Genomic DNA, 17,530 nt, shown 5'->3' with positions numbered 1-17,530 from the left:
GTGGGGGTGGCGGTGGCGGAGCCGGCACAGCAGGTCAAGGCGGCAACGGTGGCGACGGCGGCGACGGAGGCAGCGGCCTTGGATCTCAAGGTCCTGACGGCAGCAGCCTGAAACAAGGCAACGGTGGGGTTGGCGGCACGGGCGGAGCAGCCAACGGCGGCACCGGAGGAGATGGCGGCGACGGCGGCAACGGCGGCGTCGGCGCCGGACTGACCGCGGGCGGCAGCGGCGGCAACGGTGGAAATGGCGGCCAGGTCGGCCCCAACGGCAACGGTGCCGGTGGTGACGGCGGCAACGGCGGGAGTACTGAGAACCCCGGCGGCAACGGTGGCAACGGCGGTGCCGACGGAACGCCCGGGACACCGGGGGTCGATGGCGCAACCGCCCCGGACCCACTCGCCTGAGTGGTTGATCGGGGCTGACCGCGGTCGGCCAGGTGCTCAATCGACTGGAGAATCCCCGTGCAGCACGCCCCTGGGCGGCTCATTACAGCTCTCGCAATGCTTTTCGCGACCGCCCTGCCCGCCGCCCCACCCGCGGCCGCCATGGCGATCCTGGGCGGTGGGGCCGTCATCGTCGTCGACGGCACCAACTACTGCACCCTGACCACCATCGGACACGACCGGGCCGGTGACATCGTGGGCTTCACGGCAGCCCAGTGCGGCGGACCGGGGGCCCCAGTGGCCGCGGCGGGATCAGACGCCACCATTGGCACCGTGGTCGCCATCAATCCCGACCTGCGCTACGCGGTGATCAAGTTCGACGAGCCCGACCTCATTCCGGTATCGGACTACCTCGGCGTCGCGATCAACGGGATCGGCCCCGACCCGCAATACGATGCGCTGGTGTGCAAATGGGGACCGGGCACCCCCGGAATCTGCAACCGCATCATCTCCGCAAGCTGGCCGCGAACGACCATGCGGGAGCACTTCGACCCCGGTGATCCGGGGGCCCCGGTCACCATGGACGGGATGCTGGTCGGCATGGTCTACGGATTCGGAGTGAGCCCAGGCACGAAGTACCGGGCCCCGGGAACAATGACGTACCTGACCAAGTTCGCCGCGATCCTCGACGACGTCAACGCCGGCAACGGCCCGGGAAGCGGATTCGTCCCGATCGGAAGCTGACGCAGCGTTGTCCGAAACAGGCACCGCTAGACCGGACTGTCCGCCACCGCCTCCGCCGAGGTGGCCGCCACCGAAACCCAGGTGTTGTTCACCGCCGCCGTCCCGGTGAAGGTGTCCACCCGCTGCGGGTCGTGCAGGTCGTTGACGTTGGCACCGGGCAGGGAATCCGCGTGGCGCCAGCCGGTGTTGCGGTGGCCCCAGCCGTGGGGGACCGAGACGGTTCCGGGTCGCATGTCATCACTGATGTGCAGCGGAACGGCGATCTTGCCGATGTCGGAGGTCACCTCCACCATGTCGCCCTCGGTCAGCCCGCGCAGCTTCGCGTCATCGGAGTGCATGTGCAGCGTGCACTGGTTGGAGCCGCTGGTCATCGACGGCACATTGTGCAGCCAGGAGTTGTTGCTGCGCAGTTGACGTCGCCCGATCAGCTGCAGGTCGTAGCCGGTCGGCGGGCTGGCCGGCCCGGCGAGCAGGGCGGCCGCGGCCGCGATGAACTCTTCGGGCGCCAGCTGGGCCTTGCGGTCTTTGGTGCCGATCACTTCACGCAGCCGGGGCTGCAGCGGCCCGAGGTCCAGGCCGCCAGCACTGTTGCGCAGCTTGCGCAGGGTGATGCCCTTGCGGCCCTTACGGATCCATCCGTAGGGTCCGGTCGCCATGGAGACGGCCGCCATCCGCAGCGGACTGGCCGCGGCGATCAGGGGCTTACGCACCGGCGCGAGGACCGCGCGCAGCGGCGCTGGCAGCAGCTCCAGCATGAGCCGGCTGAGGATCTCCCAGTCGTCCTTGACCCCGGCAGCTGGCTCGAAGGTGCGATGTTGGTAACGAATGTTGTTGCGCACACTGAAGACCGGCAGCAACAGTCCGACGTCTTCGCGCTCCAGCGGCGAGGCCGGCGGCAGGATGTAGTCGGCATGCCGGCTGGTCTCGGTGACGTACATGTCGATCGCCACATACAGATCCAGCGAGGCCATCGCCTGGTCCAGGCGGCCCTTCTGCGGAATCGAGGACACCGGGTTGCCCGCGCAGGTGATCATCGCCTTGATCTGGCCCTCGCCCGGGTTCAGAATCTCATCGGCCATGACGACCGCAGGAAGCTCGCCGCGGAACGACTTGTGGTGTCCGGAACGGTCCGTCCACGCGCCGTAGCCCGCCGGAATGTATTTCGCCACGCGCGGAACGTCGGCCGCCGGTGTGGAGAACATGGTGCCCCCGGCGCGGTCCAGGTTGCCGGTGACGGCATTGATCACCATGACCAGCCAACTGACCAGCGTGCCGGTCTCCTGGTGGCAGATGCCGATGCGGCAGTACAGGGCGGCCGATTCGGCCGCGGCGTGATCGCGGGCCAGCGCGTAGATGGTCTCGGCGTCGACGCCGGCGCGCTCGGCGACGGCCTCGGGGCTGGCATCGGCAACCAGCCGGCGCAGTTGCGGCAGGCCCACCGCTTGGTGGGCAAGGGCCGCGGTGTCGCAGAGGTTCTCGTTGATCAGGACATGCAGCATGCCCAGCAGCAGAAACAGGTCGCCACCGGGACGTACCGCGATGTGGGTGTCGGCCAGTTTCGCCGTCTCGGTGCGTCGCGGGTCGATCACGACGACCGTGCCGCCGCGCTGACGGACCGCTTTGATGCGCCGCTTTGCGCCGGGCATCACCGACAGGGATCCGTTGGACACGGCGGGATTGGCGCCCAGGATCACCAGGCGCTGCGTCCGGTCGATATCGGTGATCGGGATCAACACGTTGGAGCCGAACACCTTCCAGGCCGCGAACTCGTGCGGCATCTGATCGATGCTCGACGCGGAGAAGAAGTTGGGCGTCATCAGCGCCGCGCGCAGCAGCAGGCCGTAGATGGCCGCGGAACTGTGCGCGGCAGGATTGCCCAGATACATCCCGACGGCCTGCTTGCCGTGCTCTTTACGGATCCGGCGCAGCCGGTTGCCGATATCGGTGAAGGCTTCCTCCCAGCCCACGGGTTCAAAGCCGTCGCCGACGCGCCGCATCGGTGTCCGCAGCCGGTCGGGGTCCTCGTGCAGTCCGCCCATCGCTGTCGACTTCGGGCAGATGTAGCCGTGCGAGAAGACGTCGTCGGGGTTGCCTTCGATGCGACTGACCTTGCCGTCGGTGACCGTGATCTGAATTCCGCAGTGCGCCTCACACAGCGTGCACTGGCCCGCATGGGTGGTACTGGTGCCGTGGGCCTGGCTGCCGCGGGGACCCGACAGGGGCAAGTCGACCGTTGTCATGGGTGTCTCCCTAGTCGCGAGGTGGGTGCGAGTGCGCCTGGTCGAATTCTGGCACCGCGGCCACCGCCGACACCATGTATTGCCTCGACAGATTCGAGCAGAGCCTTCTTGACTCACGTGGCGTCATTGACCCGGACCCGGACACCCCCTAAACTTCCGATACTGATAACGCATGTTGTCAGAAGTGGTCAACGATGACGTGGGAGTGCGCGCGCATGAGTCAAGAAATGTCGGACACCTGCCCGGCAGCCGACCAGACGCCGATCGCGGCGGGGTGTCCCGTCAGCAACAACGGCTACGACTCGCCCCCGATACCCCTGGGCCCGGACTCCTTGACCTGGAAATACTTCGGACAGTGGACCGGCCTGTTCCAGGGCACCTGGGCCGGCTCCATGCAGAACATGCACCCGCAGTTGGGCGCGGCGGTCAAGGACCACTCGATCTTCTTCATCGAGCGCATCCCGCGCCTGCTGCGCTCGATCTATCCGATCGGCGGCGTGGTGTTCGACGGCTACCGCGCCCCCCAGACCGGCGAGGAGATCCGCAACTACCACATCGGCCTCAACGGCGTCGATGAGCAGGGGCGCCGCTACAGCGCGCTGAACCCCGAGGTCTTCTACTGGGCGCACTCGACCTTCTTCAAGTCGACCCTGTTGGCCGCCGAGAAGTTCGGCGGGGGACTGACCGAGGCCGACAAGCGGCAACTCTTCGACGAGCACGTCCAGTGGTACCGCATGTACGGCATGAGCATGCGCCCGGTGCCCAAGACCTGGGAAGAATTCGAAGAGTACTGGGACCACATGTGCCGCAACGTCCTGGAGAACAACTGGGCGGCACGTGAGGTCATGGACCTGTCCACCATGCCCAAGCACCCGTCGCTGGAATGGCTTCCGGACTGGTTGTGGAAGCTGAACCTCAAGGTCGGGCAGCGATTCCTGACGTTCATGACGGTGGCGCTGTATGACGAGCCGGTGCGCGAGCTGATGGGCTACACCTGGTCGCCGCGGCAGGCCCGCATGCATGACGCGCTGTGCAAGGTGATCACCTTCGTGGGTAAGCACGCGCCGCAGCGATGGTTGATGCACCCCCGGAAGCGCTCGGCGCTGGACCGGGCCTCCGGTCGCCTCCCGGTGGACGCACCCCTGGTGCAGACCCCGGCGCGCAACCTGCCGCCGGTCGCCTACCGCAACGACCCGCACTTCTACTGCCCCAAGGTCGACTGACCGGCACGGTTCAGGCGAACCGGCCCGGATTCGCCGCCACCGCCCGGTGCAGGACGGGCCGCTCGGCCCGGTAAGCCCGCACCACGGGCTCCAGCTCGTGGGGGCTGGCCCCATGCATGATCACCGAGTGCACGCCCAGGTCGAATTGGCGAGCGATGGTTTTCGCACAGTCGCGGGCCGATCCCGCTGCTGCCGCGGCCAACCACTCGGCGGGAATCAGCTCGGCGAGCCGCTGCAGCGTCTCGAAAGATGCACTGGCATCGATGGGGCCGGCGGTAGCGGCGTCGGTGAACAGTTCCGACTGGCGGATTCGGTCCCACACGCCGGGGTCCCAGTCGTTGGCCGACACCAGCACATCGGGGTAGGCCTGCAGGTAGGTGGCCAGCCGCCCGACCCCGCGGCGCAACTGATCATCGGGCGACAACGAGTCGCAGACCGTGGCCAGGCAGGCCCAGATCCGGATGCTGTCGGGGTCGCGGCCCGCACGCTCGGCGCCGCGTCGTACCGCCGCGACCGAGGCCTCGGTCGCCCGGTCGGAGAAGAACGTGTGCAGCACAACGAAATCGGCGATCTCGCCGGCCAGCTCCATCGTCTTGGGGCCCACCGCCACCAGGCCGATCGGAGGCCCCTCGCCCAGGCCGTTGGCGTGGCGCAGCATCGGCCACTTCCCGGCCGGGCCGTCGTGGTCCAGGATCAGCTCGCCGGCCCAGAGCCGCCGCAGAATGCCGAAGAAGTCGCGCAGCCGGGCAGCGGTCACCGTCGGTAGCCCCATGGCCTGCCAATACCCGCCCATCCCGCGCCCGAACGCCATGGCGAAACGGCCCTCGGTCAGGGCGTGCATGGTCGATCCCACGGTCGCCGTCACCGTCGGGTGGCGGGTGTGGTGGTTGGTCGACGGGGCGATGCCCAGATTCGGGCTGCAGCCCGCCACAGCGCCGCTGAGCACCGCAGGGTCTTTGACGGTGAAGCGCTCTCCGATGTGGCAGGAGCCCAGGCCCAGCGCCTCTGCTGCCCGGGCCTCGGGCAGGACGACGCGGGCGTCCGCGGGGTGCCGGGTGACGGCGTAGTAGCCGAGTTCGTTGAGCTGAAGGCCCGCGTTCGACGCGCTCGAGTGCTCGGTTACCTGCGGTGCGGTGCGTTGCATTCCGCAATTACACTACGCAGAGTAGCGTTATACAAGCGCCCGGCTCAGCTGTTCAGCGACCACACCGAGTAGTTCAGGGCAGTCGCAAACAGAATCCACCCCAGATACGGCAGCAGCATGACCGCCGCCGCGCGCCGCACCTTCCAGAACAACGCGATGGTGATCGCCACGGCGACGTCGAGCAGCAGAATGTCGACCAGGGCCAGGCCACGCCAGCCCAGCCCGAAGAACAGTGGCGACCACACCAGATTCAGGGCCAACTGCACGCCATAGGCGATGATCGCGGGGTTGCTCCAGCGCGGGTCGGCACGCCAGACCAACCAGGCCGCGACGGCCATCAGCAGATACAGCACGCTCCATACCGGACCGAACAGATAGCTCGGGGGCGCCCACGAGGGTTGGGTGAGCGTGCCGTACTTGGCCGCGGCACCCGCGGAGGCATAGCCCCCCAGGGTCGCCACGACGATCACCGAGACCAGCGACGCCAGCAGTGCAGCCAGGTGCTCGGAGCGGGGCTTATCGGTGTTCGACGAGGTCGTTGCCATGGCGCCACTGTAGCGGCGCGGCTCACGTTCGGCGCCCGGATGCGGCGGCCCGCAACCCGGTCCGCTGGCCCGCGGCCAGTAAGGTTCCCCCGTGGTGGCCGCCAGCAAGAACGTCGTGCTGACCGAGGAGTTCCAGGAAGCCCTGGGGCTGCTGGACGCAGGCCGCCACCTGTTCTTGACCGGCAAGGCCGGCACCGGCAAATCCACGCTCATCCGGCACTTCATGGCCACCACCGACCGCAACGTGGTGGTGGTGGCACCGACCGGGATCGCCGCCCTCAACGTCGAGGGGCACACCATCCACCGGCTGTTCGGATTCCGGCCCACCACATCCTTGGCCGACGTGCTCGGGGGTGACTACCGCCCCGGCCGGTTCACCACCACACTGTCCCGGCTGCAGACCCTGATCATCGACGAGGCATCGATGGTGCGCGCCGACGTGTTCGACATGATCGCGGCGGCCCTGCAGCGCTTCGGCCCGCAGCCCGGGGCGCCATTCGGCGGCGTCCAGGTGGTGCTGGTAGGCGATCTCTACCAGCTGCCGCCGGTGGTCGCCGAGGCGGAGCGGCACTACTTCGCGACAAGCTACGACACGCCATATTTCTTTTCGGCGAACACGTTTCGCCGGGAGGATTTCCCGAGCGTGTCGCTGACGACGGTGTTTCGCCAGTTGGGCGATGACCGGATGACGGCCATCCTCAACGAGATTCGTGAAGGCGTCCTACTCGGACACGCCCAACAGCACCTGGATGCGCGGGTGGACCCCGACTTCGTGCCGCCCGACGACGAGTTCTGGTTAACGCTGGCGCCCACCAACAGGCTGGTGACGGCGCGTAACCGCCAACAGCTCGAACGGTTGCCCGGCGAGGAAATGGTGCACCGAGCGACCGAATCCGGCGACCTGTCCCTGTTCGACAAGCCACTGGACGACGAGCTGCGCTTCAAAGTCGGCGCCCAGGTGATGATGCTCAACAACGATCAGGCCGAACGCTGGGTGAACGGCTCGATCGGGCGCGTCGTGGGGGTCGGCTATGACCGGTACGGAGCCGTGGTCGAAGTCGAGTTCCCCAATGGTGACATCGCCGCGGTGACCCCATTCACCTGGGAGGCCACCCGCCCGATGGTCAACGGCGCAACCCTGCAGCGCGAAGTCGTCGGCACCTACACACAATTGCCGTTCAAACTCGCCTGGGCCATCACCATTCACAAGAGCCAGGGCCAAACCCTGGACCGATCGGTGGTGGATCTGTCCGGCGGCATGTTCTCCACCGGCCAGCTGTATGTGGCGCTGAGCCGCTGCACATCATTGGCGGGCCTGGTGCTCAAACGCCCTGTGCTGCCGAAAGATCTGAAGGTCGACCGCCGGATCGCCCGGTTCCTGCGGGCCGCATCCGCCGGCGAGGGGACTCGCCGCTACTGCGCGATCGGACTGCTCACCGTGGGCGAGGAGGGCCGGATGTCACGGCCGCGGCCGGTGGAGCTGGCGGTGGCATTCGATGACGGCACGGCCCTGTCGACGCTGATCAACCCGCAACGGGATATGGCCGATGCGCGCCAGGCCTATGGGATCGGGGTGGCCGACGTGCTGCTGGCGCCCACGTTGGCGCAGGCCTGGGCGGTGATCGCGCCGATGCTGGCCGGCTGTACCCCGGTAGGCCCCGCAGTCGATGAGACGCTGGGGCTGATCGACTACGAACTCAAGCGCTTGGGTCAGGTGGTCCCGATGCCCCTGGGTCTGCAGCGGCGGGGGAGGGGTGCCACCGCGGCCACCGCCCTGCAACGAGCCCGGGCCGCCCTGGAGCACCTCGATGCGGTCGATTTGGATGCCGGCTCCGCACCGTTCGACGAACCCGAGCAGACCGGCGCCCTTGCGGGCATCCTGCTCAGTCGCGATCCCGGCATCACAACCCCTGCCGCAGAACATCTTCCGGCACTATCCGCGTTGCTGCGGATCAGCCGGGATCTCGGAGCGATTCTGCTGGGCACCGCCGCGGCCGATCAGGTCCCGGTGGCCGGGGACACCAGTTGGGAGCAGGCGGCTCGCCAAGGCGCAGCCGACCAGCTGGTGCTGGCGGCAACCCGCACCCGGCTACCGGAGGCGGTGTTGGTCAGGCTGCGTGCGGCGCTGCGGGCCTTGGGGGCCGCCGATCTGGCGTCCGGCCTGGACCAGGCGCCGCCGACAGCCGGCGCTATCGACGCGGTGCTGGTTCCCGGCGCCCGTATCTGCTTCACCGGAACCGCCGCCGATGCGACCGGCCGGATCGTGGACCGCGACGAGATGGAGCGACGCGCCGCCGCGGCCGGGTTGGCTCCGGTGCGTTCGGTGACCAAGACTCGCTGCGAGGTGCTGGTGATCGCCGAGGCGGGCACGCAATCCGGAAAGGCCCGCAAAGCGCAGGAATACGGCAAACCGGTGTACACCGCCGACGAGTTCCTGGCGTGGTGCCAGCGCCGGTGAGGCCAGGGGCCCTCAGTCCAAGTCAGCCAGGGCTTTGCGGGCGGCTTCGAGTTCGGCCTCCAGGGCGGCCACCCGCGCGGCGTGCTGAGAGCGCGCCTCGTCCATGAGCGCCTCAATGGGAGCGAACAGCTCTTCATGCAGCTCCTTGGCCGCGCGCGACACCGCGGCGGCCGCCACCGCCAGATTGCGCACCAGATAGCTGCTGCCCTGCTTGATCTCGGCATGCCACTCGCCGTCGGCGGTCCCGGTGACCGTCAGGGTCAGCTCAAGGGTCTTGGACTTCTTTCCGGCTGCCTTCTTGGCCGGTTCCTTGGCTTCGGGGGCGGCTGGGGCCTCGGGCGTGACGGGAGCCTCAGGGGCCTCGGCAGCTTCGGGGGCCGGAGTCGCCCGGTTCATCCCGAGCGAGTCGGGGACAGTGGTCGGGGCGTCTGCGGCGATCGTGGGGGCGGTCATGGTGCGGCGAACTCCTTGCTGAATCATCGCCCGCGGCGGCGGGCGGCCTCGCCCTGCATTAGAACACACGTTCGACGTCTGTGGTTGGTTGACTCGCCCGCGGCGCCCAAGGGCACACCCTATGCTGGGGCGACGTCCCCGACGCCGAGGAATCCGACGTGCCGATGAATGCCCGACCCCACGCCCCGACGGTCGCGGTGTCCGCGCGGACGGAATACCTGACCGCCCGGCATCGCGCCGCGGCCACGACGGGAACGCTGTTGCTGGCGGTGAGCCTGGTCGCCTTGGTGGCGCTCAATCTCTGCGGGGCAACGGGATTCGTGACCGCCACGACGGTGGCGGCGTTGATCACGGCCGCACTGGGCGCGGCCGCCTACGGCCGCCTGGGCGACCGGGGCGCGATTCTGGTCAGCGTCGACGCCGACACCGTGTACTTCGGCAATGAAGACCGCGAGATCATCAGCTACCCCCTGGCGTCGCTGACCGCGGCCCGGCGCGGTGGGCCGGCCGATGCCACCTCGACCGAGGGCCGGCATCTGACCGTGCTGGGCCACAAGTACTTGAAGCTGACGTTTACCAGCGGCGCCGGCGGCCACGACGAATGGTGGGTGGCGATCGTCGAATCCGATCCCGCCGCCGCGGAGATCCTTCGCCGGCTGCAGGCGGCGCTGCCGACACCACCGCGTGCCGCCAAGGCGGCAGCCACACCCTCCAGCGCGCCCCCGCCGCCCTCGGCGCCGCCCGAGGCTCCAGCGGCTCCGCCGTCGGGGGGCCCGCGGATCGCCGATGCCGGCACCGAAGAGGCGGCGAAACGGTTGTGGGAGGACGCGATCCGGCACCACAACGACATCCTGGGCGCCTACGGGACCTACGAGCTGGACCCTGCGATGCTCTTGCGGTACCCCGCGATCACCGACGTGACCGTGGAGCAGACTCAGACCTTCCAGATGGCCCTCGATGAGGCGCAGGCCCTGCGCACCGAGGCCTACCCGGACAGCCGTGGGCTGGCCGACGCCTATCAGCAGGCCGTGGTCGCACTGCGCCGTGCCTGGATCGGCTGTGAAGCGCACGGAAAGAAGGTCGGGACCAGCTACCTCGAACAGGCCGACCAGGATGAGCTCGACACCGCCCTCAAGCTCTACAACCACGCGGCCGCCAGCACCATGCCCGCCGAACAGGCCACCTACTACGGGCGTGTCCGCGCGATCGTCGGCAAGCTCGCCGAGCGTGGGGCGATCCGCCCGCCGAAAGTCCAACTGGCCCAATTGGAGGGCGTCACCCGCCGGGCCATCGAATCGGCTCGGTGACTGCTCAGCGGGCGCCCTGTTTGAGGAACTCGCCGCTGGGGGAGTAGGTGCCTGACGCGGCGTCCACGCCGGCAAGCTGCACGCGAATCGCCAGACCCAACCCGTCGCTGAACTCATCGGACATCTCGATGTCCACGGCCCGGCTTTCGTAAGGCTCCAGCGAACCGCGTTTCATGGCTTGGGCGCGAACGGATTCCAAGGCGCTCAGCGATACCTCGTCGAATCTGAAGCTCGGCGCGTTCGCTCCGTAGGAGCGGTCGATGATCTCGGGGAGCTGCCCGGGCACCGCGACGGCGTCACCGCTGTGTTGTTCGGACCGGAATTCGATGAGTACTCCGCCGCTGTTCTGAATGTGGCTGGCGTGCAGGTGGGGGGTGTTGCGGGCGACTCCCCGAATCTGGATGCTTCGCAGTATCGGATCCGACGGCGCGACGCCGGCCAGTTGCAGTAACTGTCGGGCCTGCCGGAGTGATTCGGCGAAGTCGGCGGGGTCGAACAGCTCGGCCACGGTCCCGTCGGGACGAGCCTGAATGGTCTTGTCGAACGCGAACGTGCTGGGTGCGTTGAATCGGCCATTGAGGACGATCGGCTTTCCGGGACCGGATCGCTTGATCTCCAATTCGTCCAGGCCGTCGTCGTTGCCCACCGCGCGAAACCGCTCCGCCATCCGGTCGACGATCGTGGACAGGTCGATCGATGCCACGTCTTCGGCGGTGAAAGTACTGGTTCTGCGCAGGGAATTCGGCGTGGACGCGGTGTAGGCGTCGCGGCCCCGATTGATATAGACACTCGTCGCTTCGCCGTTGGCCGGATTGAGCACGGTGGCGTAGTCGGAGCCGTCCTCGGAGAGGCGAAGATCGAGCAGGTTATCGGCGGCACCCGGCCCGAGCTTGTCGGCGATGGTGCGGATCATGGCGTCCCGGCGCGCATCGAGGTTGGCGGTGCTGGCAGCGGAATGCGATGCGGCCACCGGGATGGAGGGCAGCGCGATCGGCAGATGCCATGCCGGCCCGGCGCCGAACAACACCGCCAGCGCGGTGCCGACGGTGATCGCGGGATAGGCCACGGCCCGGCGCCCGGGGTGATCGCCGAAATCAGGGGTGCGGCTGGCCTCGCGGGGCGGCAACGTCTCCGGCGCCAAGGCGGTACGGGGATGATCGATCAGGGTCTGAAAGTCCTTGCGCGACATCGATGTCATCCAGCGCGCCCGGTAGCTGGTGTCGTTGGCGGGGCTGAGGGTGGCCGTGACCAATGTGGGCGCCATGTCGTCGTTGGACAGGCTGCTGCGGGTCAGTGCTTCGATCTGAGCCGGCGCGTAGTGCTCTAAGGCCCCGGGGCGAAACGGTGTGAGCCCCGACAGGCGGGTGGGCCGCGGCGCGATCAGCAGCCCGGTGATGATCAGCGGGACAGCGACGAACACCGCCATCCACCATGGGTTGTACGCACCGAGTCCGATGCCGGTCGCGAGGACGACACCGGCGACAGTGGCACGGACGGCGGGCGCCATGGGTCAATCCTTGGGCGGCGGGCTCATCGAGGAGATGTAGTACGTCTCCTGTCCGGTCGGATAGCCGCCGCCATCGGTGGCGATGTGAACATGGTCGTAGTGGTTGGCGGTTTCGTTGCCGTAGTCCGACGTCCAATTTCCGCCACCGACACCCGGGTAGATCTTCTGCCGCCAGATCACGTGGTTGACACCCCAGCGCTGGGCGTTGGCCAGCGCGTAGCCGGCGATCTGGTCACCGAGCAGGATCCCGGCCTCGCTGTGATAGTCGGGGATCATCACGTCGATGGCCAGCCCGTCGGGATGCCAGCGCAGCGGGTCCTGGCGGTAGCCGTAGATGGTGGTGATCTCCTGGAACAGCACGCCGATGGTGCGGGCCGCCCAGATGGTCTTGACCTGCAGCCCGTTCTCCGGGGCCGCGCCGGGGGGAAGTGGGAAGGTGAACTGCTGACCCTCGGTGGGCATCGGCACGCTGGCCGCCAGCGCCGCGGCCTCGGCGGGGTTGGCGATCCGCATGCCCCCGGTCGGCGGGGCCGGCGTCGAGGACGGTGCGGCCTGCGGGGTCTCGGTGGGTTTGGGTGCCGCATCGTTGCTGCTCTGGGCGTAGATGAGGGCACCGGAGATAGCCAAGGACGTCACAATGGCCAGGCTGCGACCGCAGAACCTGGCGATCTTTCGTCCGTCCACCAAGAGCACTTTAGTGACTTCACGCCGGTTGGCGCGGGACCGGTGGTTTGGCGCGGCTATCGAGACCGGTATTCCGGGGTCCAGCGGGCCTGCCGAACGGCCTCGGCGACCTCCTCATCGGAGGCCTGCGGTGCCACGCCGTCACGCACCGCCTGGATGGCGACCGCGGTGGCGATCCGGGTGGTGATCTCGGGCAGGTCTGCGAACGCGGGCAGCAGCGGCTGGCCGGGGTCGCTCAGCGCGGGGGAGGCATCGCCGAGCGTGGTCGCGGCAGCGCGCATCATGGCGTCGGTGACGCGCGAGGCCCGCGCGGCGGTGACCGCCAGCCCCATCGCCGGAAAGATGTAGACGTTGTTGCACTGCGCCACGCGGCGGCTGCCCTGGCCGTGGGGGATCGGGGGGAAGGGCGACCCGGTGGCGATCAGGGCGCGTCCCCCGGTCCACTCGTCGAGCTCCGCCGGGTGGGCCTCGGCTCGGCTGGTGGGATTGGACAGCGGGAAGATGATCGGCCGGTCGGTCTTGGCCGCCAGCTCCCGAACGATGCTCTCGGTGAACGCACCGGCCACCGTCGACAGGCCCAGCAGAATGCCCACGTCGACGTGGTGCACCACATCGGCCAGGCCGCGGGCGTCCCAGCCCGACACCCGCGACGTGGGCTGGGCGAATCGGCGCTGGCTCTCGGACAGGTCATCGCGGTCGTCGGTCAGCACCCCGTTGATATCGATCGCCCAGATCCGCTCGCCGGCCTCGGCGTCGGACAGACCTTCGGCGACCATCTGCTGCCGGACCATCTCCAGCACGCCGATGCCCGCCGATCCGGCGCCGAGCATCACCACCTGCTGTTGTGACAGCGGGCGCCCCGCGGCGCGGACGGCACCGTGCAGCGCACCCAGGGCCACCGCCGCGGTGCCCTGGATGTCGTCGTTGAACGTCAGCATCCGGTCCCGGTAGCGATTCAGCAGCGGCAGCGCATGCACGGTGGCGAAGTCCTCCCACTGCAGCAGCACCTCGGGCAGTTCTTCGTGCACCACCGCGACGAAGTCGTCGACGAAGGCGTAGTACTGCTCATCGCTGATCCGGCGATGACGCCATCCCAGGTACTGCGGGTCGTGGAGCAGTTCGACGTTGTCGGTGCCGACGTCGAGGATGATCGGCAGGGTGCGGGCCGGATCGATCCCGCCGATCAGGGTGTAGAGCGAGAGCTTGCCGATCGGAATGCCCATCCCGCCGATGCCCTGGTCACCCAGGCCCAGGATGCGCTGGCCGTCGGTGACGACGATGACGTCGACCTGTTCTTCCCGCCGGTTGCGCAGCACCTCCCGTAGCCGGTCGCGATCCGGGTAGGACACGAACAGTCCGCGGGGCCGCCGGTAGATCTCGCTGAACTGCCGGCAGGCGTCGCCGACGGTCGGGGTGTAGACGATCGGCAGCATCTCCTCGATGTGATCGCTCAACAGCCGATAGAACAACGTCTCATTGCGGTCCTGCAAAGCGCGCAGGTAGATGTGCTTGTCCAGATCATCTCGCCGGGAAGAGAATTCGGCGTAAGTGTGCGCGGCCTGTTCGGTGATGGACTTGACCGCAACCGGCAGCAGGCCCAACAGGCCCAGCTCACGGCGCTCGTCGTGGCTGAATGCGGTGCCCTTGGTGGTGAGCGGATCGAACAACAGATCTTGGCCTCGGCGGTGCGGTTGTTGCGGGGTCACTTTCAGTCACCTTTCTGTCAACCGCCGGCCGGTGCGGCGCGACGCGTTGCGCTAGGAACCGGGGCACAGCTCCTGACGGGCTGCGTCGGCGATGAGGAAGAACTGCGGCCATGCCGGGTAGTGGGGCGCCTGCATCTCGACGGTCCGCCCGACGTGCAGGTTCTCGCAGATCATGTGTCCCAGCGCGCGCACACTGGGTTCGGTGACCGGCGCATCATCCGCGTAACGGGCGGTGTAGCCGTGGGAATTGAGATAGGTCATGAATCCGGCATCGTCGGCGGATGCGGTGGCCGCACCCAGCACTGCGCCGAGGGCGGCAGCGGCGACGGACAGGGGTGCGATCGATCGGACGGCCCAACGCATACCGGTGATGCTACGGCCCGGATGTGGCGGCACGGCTCGGCCGGGGCGGGCAAGTCCGTCCGATCGCACCGGTATTGCTGCTAGCGTCAACCGGCGAGAAGAAAGGCGCTGGACGTGAAATCAACCGCACTCGGGGCGGCGCTGGCCGCAGGTGTGCTGGCCGGGCTGATCGCGGCCGCGTCATCAGCTCAGGCTGACCCCCTCAATCCCCGCGACCCCGACTACTGCGGCAACAGCCCCGACATTCTGCGGTGCGCCGAGCAACAGTCGACCTATCCCAGTCCCGCTGAGATGGCCTATCTGAACGCCATCCGCGCGAAGTTCCCGCCCGGAACCGAGGCCCGCCGGCTGGCCGCGGGACGGACCGCATGCCTGGAATTCCCGAAGCATCCGACCAGCCTCATCGTCGACCAGGTGGCCGCCTACCTTCAGATCCCCAAACCCACCGCCGGCGAGGTGGTGGAGGCGGCCCGCACCAACATCTGCCCCGCGGTGAAGACGCAGGGCTGAAACTCCTCAGCGGAGGTGGCGGCGCACCCCGTCGCGAATGGCGGCCTGCGCCGCCACGTCGCACTCGTTGTAGCTCAGGCACCACTGCCGGGCGGCCTCGGACTGCGGGCCGGTGCCCCGCGCGGTGTCGATCGCACCCTGGGACGCCAGGCCACCGGGATCCTCGACCTCCCACCGGAAACCGAAGAAGCCGGCCACCTGTTTGATCGACGACGAGGTGCGGGCGAAGAAGGTCGCGTCGAACCACTTGCGCAGGTCAAAGGTGAGCCCGTCGATCGCCTGCCGCACGTCGGCGAACCTGCGGGTACTGGAGATCTCCGGGTGGTGCCAATGGAATATCTGTATCGACTTGCCCTCCCGGGTGGCATCGCCGCGTAACTGCTGTATCCGGGCGGCGAATTCGGCGGCCAGGCGGGCCTCGCCGTCATCATCGAGCGGATCGAAGGAGACCACCGGCTCATACCGGGCGGTGGTGTCGTCCTGGCCGTCGCGAATGCGCAGGCCCCACTGGTAGATCCGGCCCTGGTCATCCCACTCGATGTCGAAATCGACCTCGATGTCGGCACCGGGCACCGTCACCGCGCTGGCGTCGTGCGGTTCGAAATCAACACCGGTCCAACTCATTCTGGCTCGCCGAACGGCATTGGCCAGCCGTTCCCGCGGCATCTTGGTGCCCACGGACTGGAGGCGAAACCCCTCGATGTGTGCGTCCACATCGACCGCTGCCAGCTGCGGGACGCTCAAGGTGTTCCCGTCGCCGCAATGCCGGTAGAGGTACTGCCACTCGCGAATCGTGAGGTGGCCCGCCGTGATCGCAAACGACGCGTCGTCCTGGCCGGCCACGGTGGCGCAGTGGTCGAACCATGCGCAGGTACCGCAGTCGCTGATGCGGTAGGGCCGCACCAGTTCCCGTCCTGCGGCCGCCGCCGCAGCAACGTCGAGGCGGAACGTGAACTCATGGTCATAGCGCTGCAGGGCCGAGCGCGGTCTGCGGTGGGTGGGATCGCTGGCCGAGTACGTCACGATGTTCTCGGCATCCAGGTCATACCAGGTGATACCGAGGGCCTCGCCGAGCAGTGCGGTGAGGTCGGAGCTGCCGATGATCCCGCCGCGGCTGACCCCGCAGTGAAAACCCAAGTCCTGCAGCATCCGGGTGTAGTGGGCAAGTTGCATGACATCGTCACGCCAGCGCGCGCCGCGATCGCTGTGGCCGGGATGCGTCTGCCACCGATCGGGCTCCGACAACGTGGCGATCTCCACCGACGAGCGTTTGGCCCCCGCCACCGTCCGGTGGTTCTTGATGTCGACGGGCAGGTAGCCCTCCTTGTGCCGGACCAACAGATCGGGCAGGCCCTTACGCCCGTTGATCTCCGGCAGGCAGCCGCCGGCGATCACCTCGACACCGGCCGCCATCGCGGCAACAGTGCGTCGCTGCCGCTCGGCCCAGCCGGTGCCGGCGTCCAGTAACACCAGTCGGTGTGATGCGCCGTAGCGTGACCGGAGCTCGTCGAGAACATGCGCCTCGAACTCGATCCCAGCGTTGCGCAGCGCCTCCAGATCCGGGGGCAGCGGCGCCGGCTCGACGGCTCCCGGGGCGAATTCGTTATGGGTGACGCGGGCACATCGTTTCGCCGGGTAGCCGCCCAGCGTGACCGGTGCCGTCGCGTCCACTGCTGCCTTACTCGGCCGGCCGACGTGCCGAGGCGGCGATCTCGCCGAAGAGCGCCGCGACCACCCCGAAGGCGAAGTACAGCGGCACCAGCCATGGCGCCACGCCGAACAGTCCGTCCGAGCCCGGGGCGTAGCGGAAGTGTCCCGCCGCGGCGATCCCGATCTCCACGGCCGGGCCGATCAGCGCGATCGCCAGACCGCACAGGATCGCCGGGGTGTCGCCCAACGCGCAGTAGGTGAGGACGGCGAATGCGCAGATCAACGTCGTCAGCGGAACCACCGGCGCGGTGTGCAACATCGCGGTCACCACGTAGCTGCCCAGCACGGCGGCCATCCCGGCCACCCCCTGGCGGACGGTGACCGTGGTGCGCGGGGCGGGCAGCAGCAGACGCAGTTCCGCCAGGAACACCGCCGCCGATCCAACCAGAATCGGGAAATACAGCGGGCTGCTCAAGATGTACGGCACGATCCGCGACGACGGCAGGTATTCGGTGGTGCCGGTGACGACGTGGGAGTGATCACCGATCAGACCGGCCGCGCCGCCGATCACAAACAGCAGCACGGCGATCGGGGGGCGTAGTTTCACCCCAGC

16 protein-coding genes are annotated in these 17,530 nt (G+C 68.2%); 6 read left to right on the top strand and 10 right to left on the bottom strand.

Translation table 11 applies throughout. The annotated features are described in order from the left end of the window. Together BST15_RS22165 and BST15_RS16840 are read left to right on the top strand one after the other, a co-directional pair. Positions 1 to 404, top strand: a 404-nt coding sequence (locus BST15_RS22165) for a hypothetical protein (RefSeq protein WP_207572054.1), incomplete at its 5' end; no start/stop codon positions are given. A 96-nt stretch (positions 405 to 500) separates the two neighbouring features. Continuing rightward, positions 501 to 1,127: a chymotrypsin family serine protease gene (locus BST15_RS16840; RefSeq protein WP_046189227.1), complete on the top strand. Its 627-nt coding sequence runs from the start codon at positions 501 to 503 to the stop codon at positions 1,125 to 1,127. A gap of 26 nt (positions 1,128 to 1,153) precedes the next feature. On the opposite strand, the gene BST15_RS16835 is transcribed toward BST15_RS16840, so the two are convergent. Continuing rightward, positions 1,154 to 3,367, bottom strand: a complete 2,214-nt coding sequence (locus BST15_RS16835) for a molybdopterin-dependent oxidoreductase (protein ID WP_046189228.1) — start codon at positions 3,365 to 3,367, stop codon at positions 1,154 to 1,156. Positions 3,368 to 3,582: 215 nt separating this feature from the next. On the opposite strand from BST15_RS16835, the gene BST15_RS16830 reads away from it, so the two are divergent. Beyond that, positions 3,583 to 4,590 (top strand): oxygenase MpaB family protein, encoded by a 1,008-nt coding sequence (locus BST15_RS16830; RefSeq protein ID WP_046189229.1) that lies wholly within the window; start codon positions 3,583 to 3,585, stop codon positions 4,588 to 4,590. A 10-nt stretch (positions 4,591 to 4,600) separates the two neighbouring features. Here BST15_RS16830 and BST15_RS16825 read toward each other — a convergent pair whose 3' ends face one another. Together BST15_RS16825 and BST15_RS16820 are read right to left on the bottom strand one after the other, a co-directional pair. Further along, positions 4,601 to 5,734, bottom strand: a complete 1,134-nt coding sequence (locus tag BST15_RS16825; protein WP_046189230.1) for a TIGR03857 family LLM class F420-dependent oxidoreductase — start codon at positions 5,732 to 5,734, stop codon at positions 4,601 to 4,603. A gap of 44 nt (positions 5,735 to 5,778) precedes the next feature. Beyond that, on the bottom strand, positions 5,779 to 6,279 hold the full coding sequence (locus tag BST15_RS16820; RefSeq protein ID WP_046189231.1) for a TspO/MBR family protein: 501 nt from the start codon (positions 6,277 to 6,279) through the stop codon (positions 5,779 to 5,781). A gap of 91 nt (positions 6,280 to 6,370) precedes the next feature. On the opposite strand from BST15_RS16820, the gene BST15_RS16815 reads away from it, so the two are divergent. Then, positions 6,371 to 8,737: an AAA family ATPase gene (locus BST15_RS16815; protein WP_046189232.1), complete on the top strand. Its 2,367-nt coding sequence runs from the start codon at positions 6,371 to 6,373 to the stop codon at positions 8,735 to 8,737. 12 nt (positions 8,738 to 8,749) lie between these two features. On the opposite strand, the gene BST15_RS16810 is transcribed toward BST15_RS16815, so the two are convergent. Then, positions 8,750 to 9,133 (bottom strand): DUF6319 family protein, encoded by a 384-nt coding sequence (locus tag BST15_RS16810; RefSeq protein WP_046189238.1) that lies wholly within the window; start codon positions 9,131 to 9,133, stop codon positions 8,750 to 8,752. Positions 9,134 to 9,354: 221 nt separating this feature from the next. On the opposite strand from BST15_RS16810, the gene BST15_RS16805 reads away from it, so the two are divergent. Then, entirely contained in the window at positions 9,355 to 10,497 is a 1,143-nt protein-coding gene (locus tag BST15_RS16805; RefSeq protein ID WP_083071067.1) for a hypothetical protein, read from the top strand. A 4-nt stretch (positions 10,498 to 10,501) separates the two neighbouring features. Here BST15_RS16805 and BST15_RS16800 read toward each other — a convergent pair whose 3' ends face one another. Genes BST15_RS16800 through BST15_RS16785 form a run of 4 tightly spaced genes read right to left on the bottom strand, consistent with a single transcriptional unit; the run spans position 10,502 to position 14,757 of the window. After that, complete coding sequence (locus BST15_RS16800; protein WP_109370749.1) at positions 10,502 to 12,004, bottom strand: hypothetical protein; 1,503 nt, start codon at positions 12,002 to 12,004, stop codon at positions 10,502 to 10,504. Between the two features lie 3 nt (positions 12,005 to 12,007). Further along, positions 12,008 to 12,688 carry a VldE C-terminal domain-containing protein gene (locus tag BST15_RS16795; protein WP_046190805.1) on the bottom strand — a complete coding sequence of 227 codons (681 nt, stop codon included), beginning with the start codon at positions 12,686 to 12,688 and terminating at the stop codon, positions 12,008 to 12,010. A 56-nt stretch (positions 12,689 to 12,744) separates the two neighbouring features. Then, on the bottom strand, positions 12,745 to 14,394 hold the full coding sequence (locus BST15_RS16790) for an NAD-dependent malic enzyme (RefSeq protein WP_083071066.1): 1,650 nt from the start codon (positions 14,392 to 14,394) through the stop codon (positions 12,745 to 12,747). Between the two features lie 51 nt (positions 14,395 to 14,445). After that, on the bottom strand, positions 14,446 to 14,757 hold the full coding sequence (locus tag BST15_RS16785) for a DUF732 domain-containing protein (RefSeq protein ID WP_046190801.1): 312 nt from the start codon (positions 14,755 to 14,757) through the stop codon (positions 14,446 to 14,448). Between the two features lie 114 nt (positions 14,758 to 14,871). On the opposite strand from BST15_RS16785, the gene BST15_RS16780 reads away from it, so the two are divergent. Continuing rightward, the gene (locus BST15_RS16780; RefSeq protein WP_046190800.1) at positions 14,872 to 15,267 is read left to right on the top strand and encodes a DUF732 domain-containing protein; all 396 of its coding nucleotides are present in this window, start codon (positions 14,872 to 14,874) and stop codon (positions 15,265 to 15,267) included. A gap of 6 nt (positions 15,268 to 15,273) precedes the next feature. On the opposite strand, the gene BST15_RS16775 is transcribed toward BST15_RS16780, so the two are convergent. Both BST15_RS16775 and BST15_RS16770 read right to left on the bottom strand, forming a co-directional pair. Further along, positions 15,274 to 16,938: a ribonuclease H-like domain-containing protein gene (locus tag BST15_RS16775; protein WP_046190799.1), complete on the bottom strand. Its 1,665-nt coding sequence runs from the start codon at positions 16,936 to 16,938 to the stop codon at positions 15,274 to 15,276. Positions 16,939 to 16,945: 7 nt separating this feature from the next. Continuing rightward, the gene (locus tag BST15_RS16770) at positions 16,946 to 17,524 is read right to left on the bottom strand and encodes a diacylglycerol-binding protein (RefSeq protein ID WP_046190798.1); all 579 of its coding nucleotides are present in this window, start codon (positions 17,522 to 17,524) and stop codon (positions 16,946 to 16,948) included. Between the last annotated feature and the right edge of the window lie 6 nt (positions 17,525 to 17,530).

Source organism: Mycolicibacter arupensis, from assembly GCF_002086515.1.
GTDB lineage: Bacteria > Actinomycetota > Actinomycetes > Mycobacteriales > Mycobacteriaceae > Mycobacterium > Mycobacterium arupense.
Note: the sequence above shows the minus strand (reverse complement) of the source record. Positions and strands in the feature narration are given on the sequence as shown.

Coding starts and splice junctions, on each gene's coding strand:
- BST15_RS16810 (WP_046189238.1), bottom strand. CDS start 9,133: ATGAACCGGGCGACTCCGGCCCCCGAAGCTGCCGAGGCCCCTGAGGCT.
- BST15_RS16835 (WP_046189228.1), bottom strand. CDS start 3,367: ATGACAACGGTCGACTTGCCCCTGTCGGGTCCCCGCGGCAGCCAGGCC.
- BST15_RS16840 (WP_046189227.1), top strand. CDS start 501: ATGCTTTTCGCGACCGCCCTGCCCGCCGCCCCACCCGCGGCCGCCATG.
- BST15_RS16785 (WP_046190801.1), bottom strand. CDS start 14,757: ATGCGTTGGGCCGTCCGATCGATCGCACCCCTGTCCGTCGCCGCTGCC.
- BST15_RS16820 (WP_046189231.1), bottom strand. CDS start 6,279: ATGGCAACGACCTCGTCGAACACCGATAAGCCCCGCTCCGAGCACCTG.
- BST15_RS16825 (WP_046189230.1), bottom strand. CDS start 5,734: ATGCAACGCACCGCACCGCAGGTAACCGAGCACTCGAGCGCGTCGAAC.
- BST15_RS16830 (WP_046189229.1), top strand. CDS start 3,583: ATGAGTCAAGAAATGTCGGACACCTGCCCGGCAGCCGACCAGACGCCG.
- BST15_RS16800 (WP_109370749.1), bottom strand. CDS start 12,004: ATGGCGCCCGCCGTCCGTGCCACTGTCGCCGGTGTCGTCCTCGCGACC.
- BST15_RS16805 (WP_083071067.1), top strand. CDS start 9,355: ATGAATGCCCGACCCCACGCCCCGACGGTCGCGGTGTCCGCGCGGACG.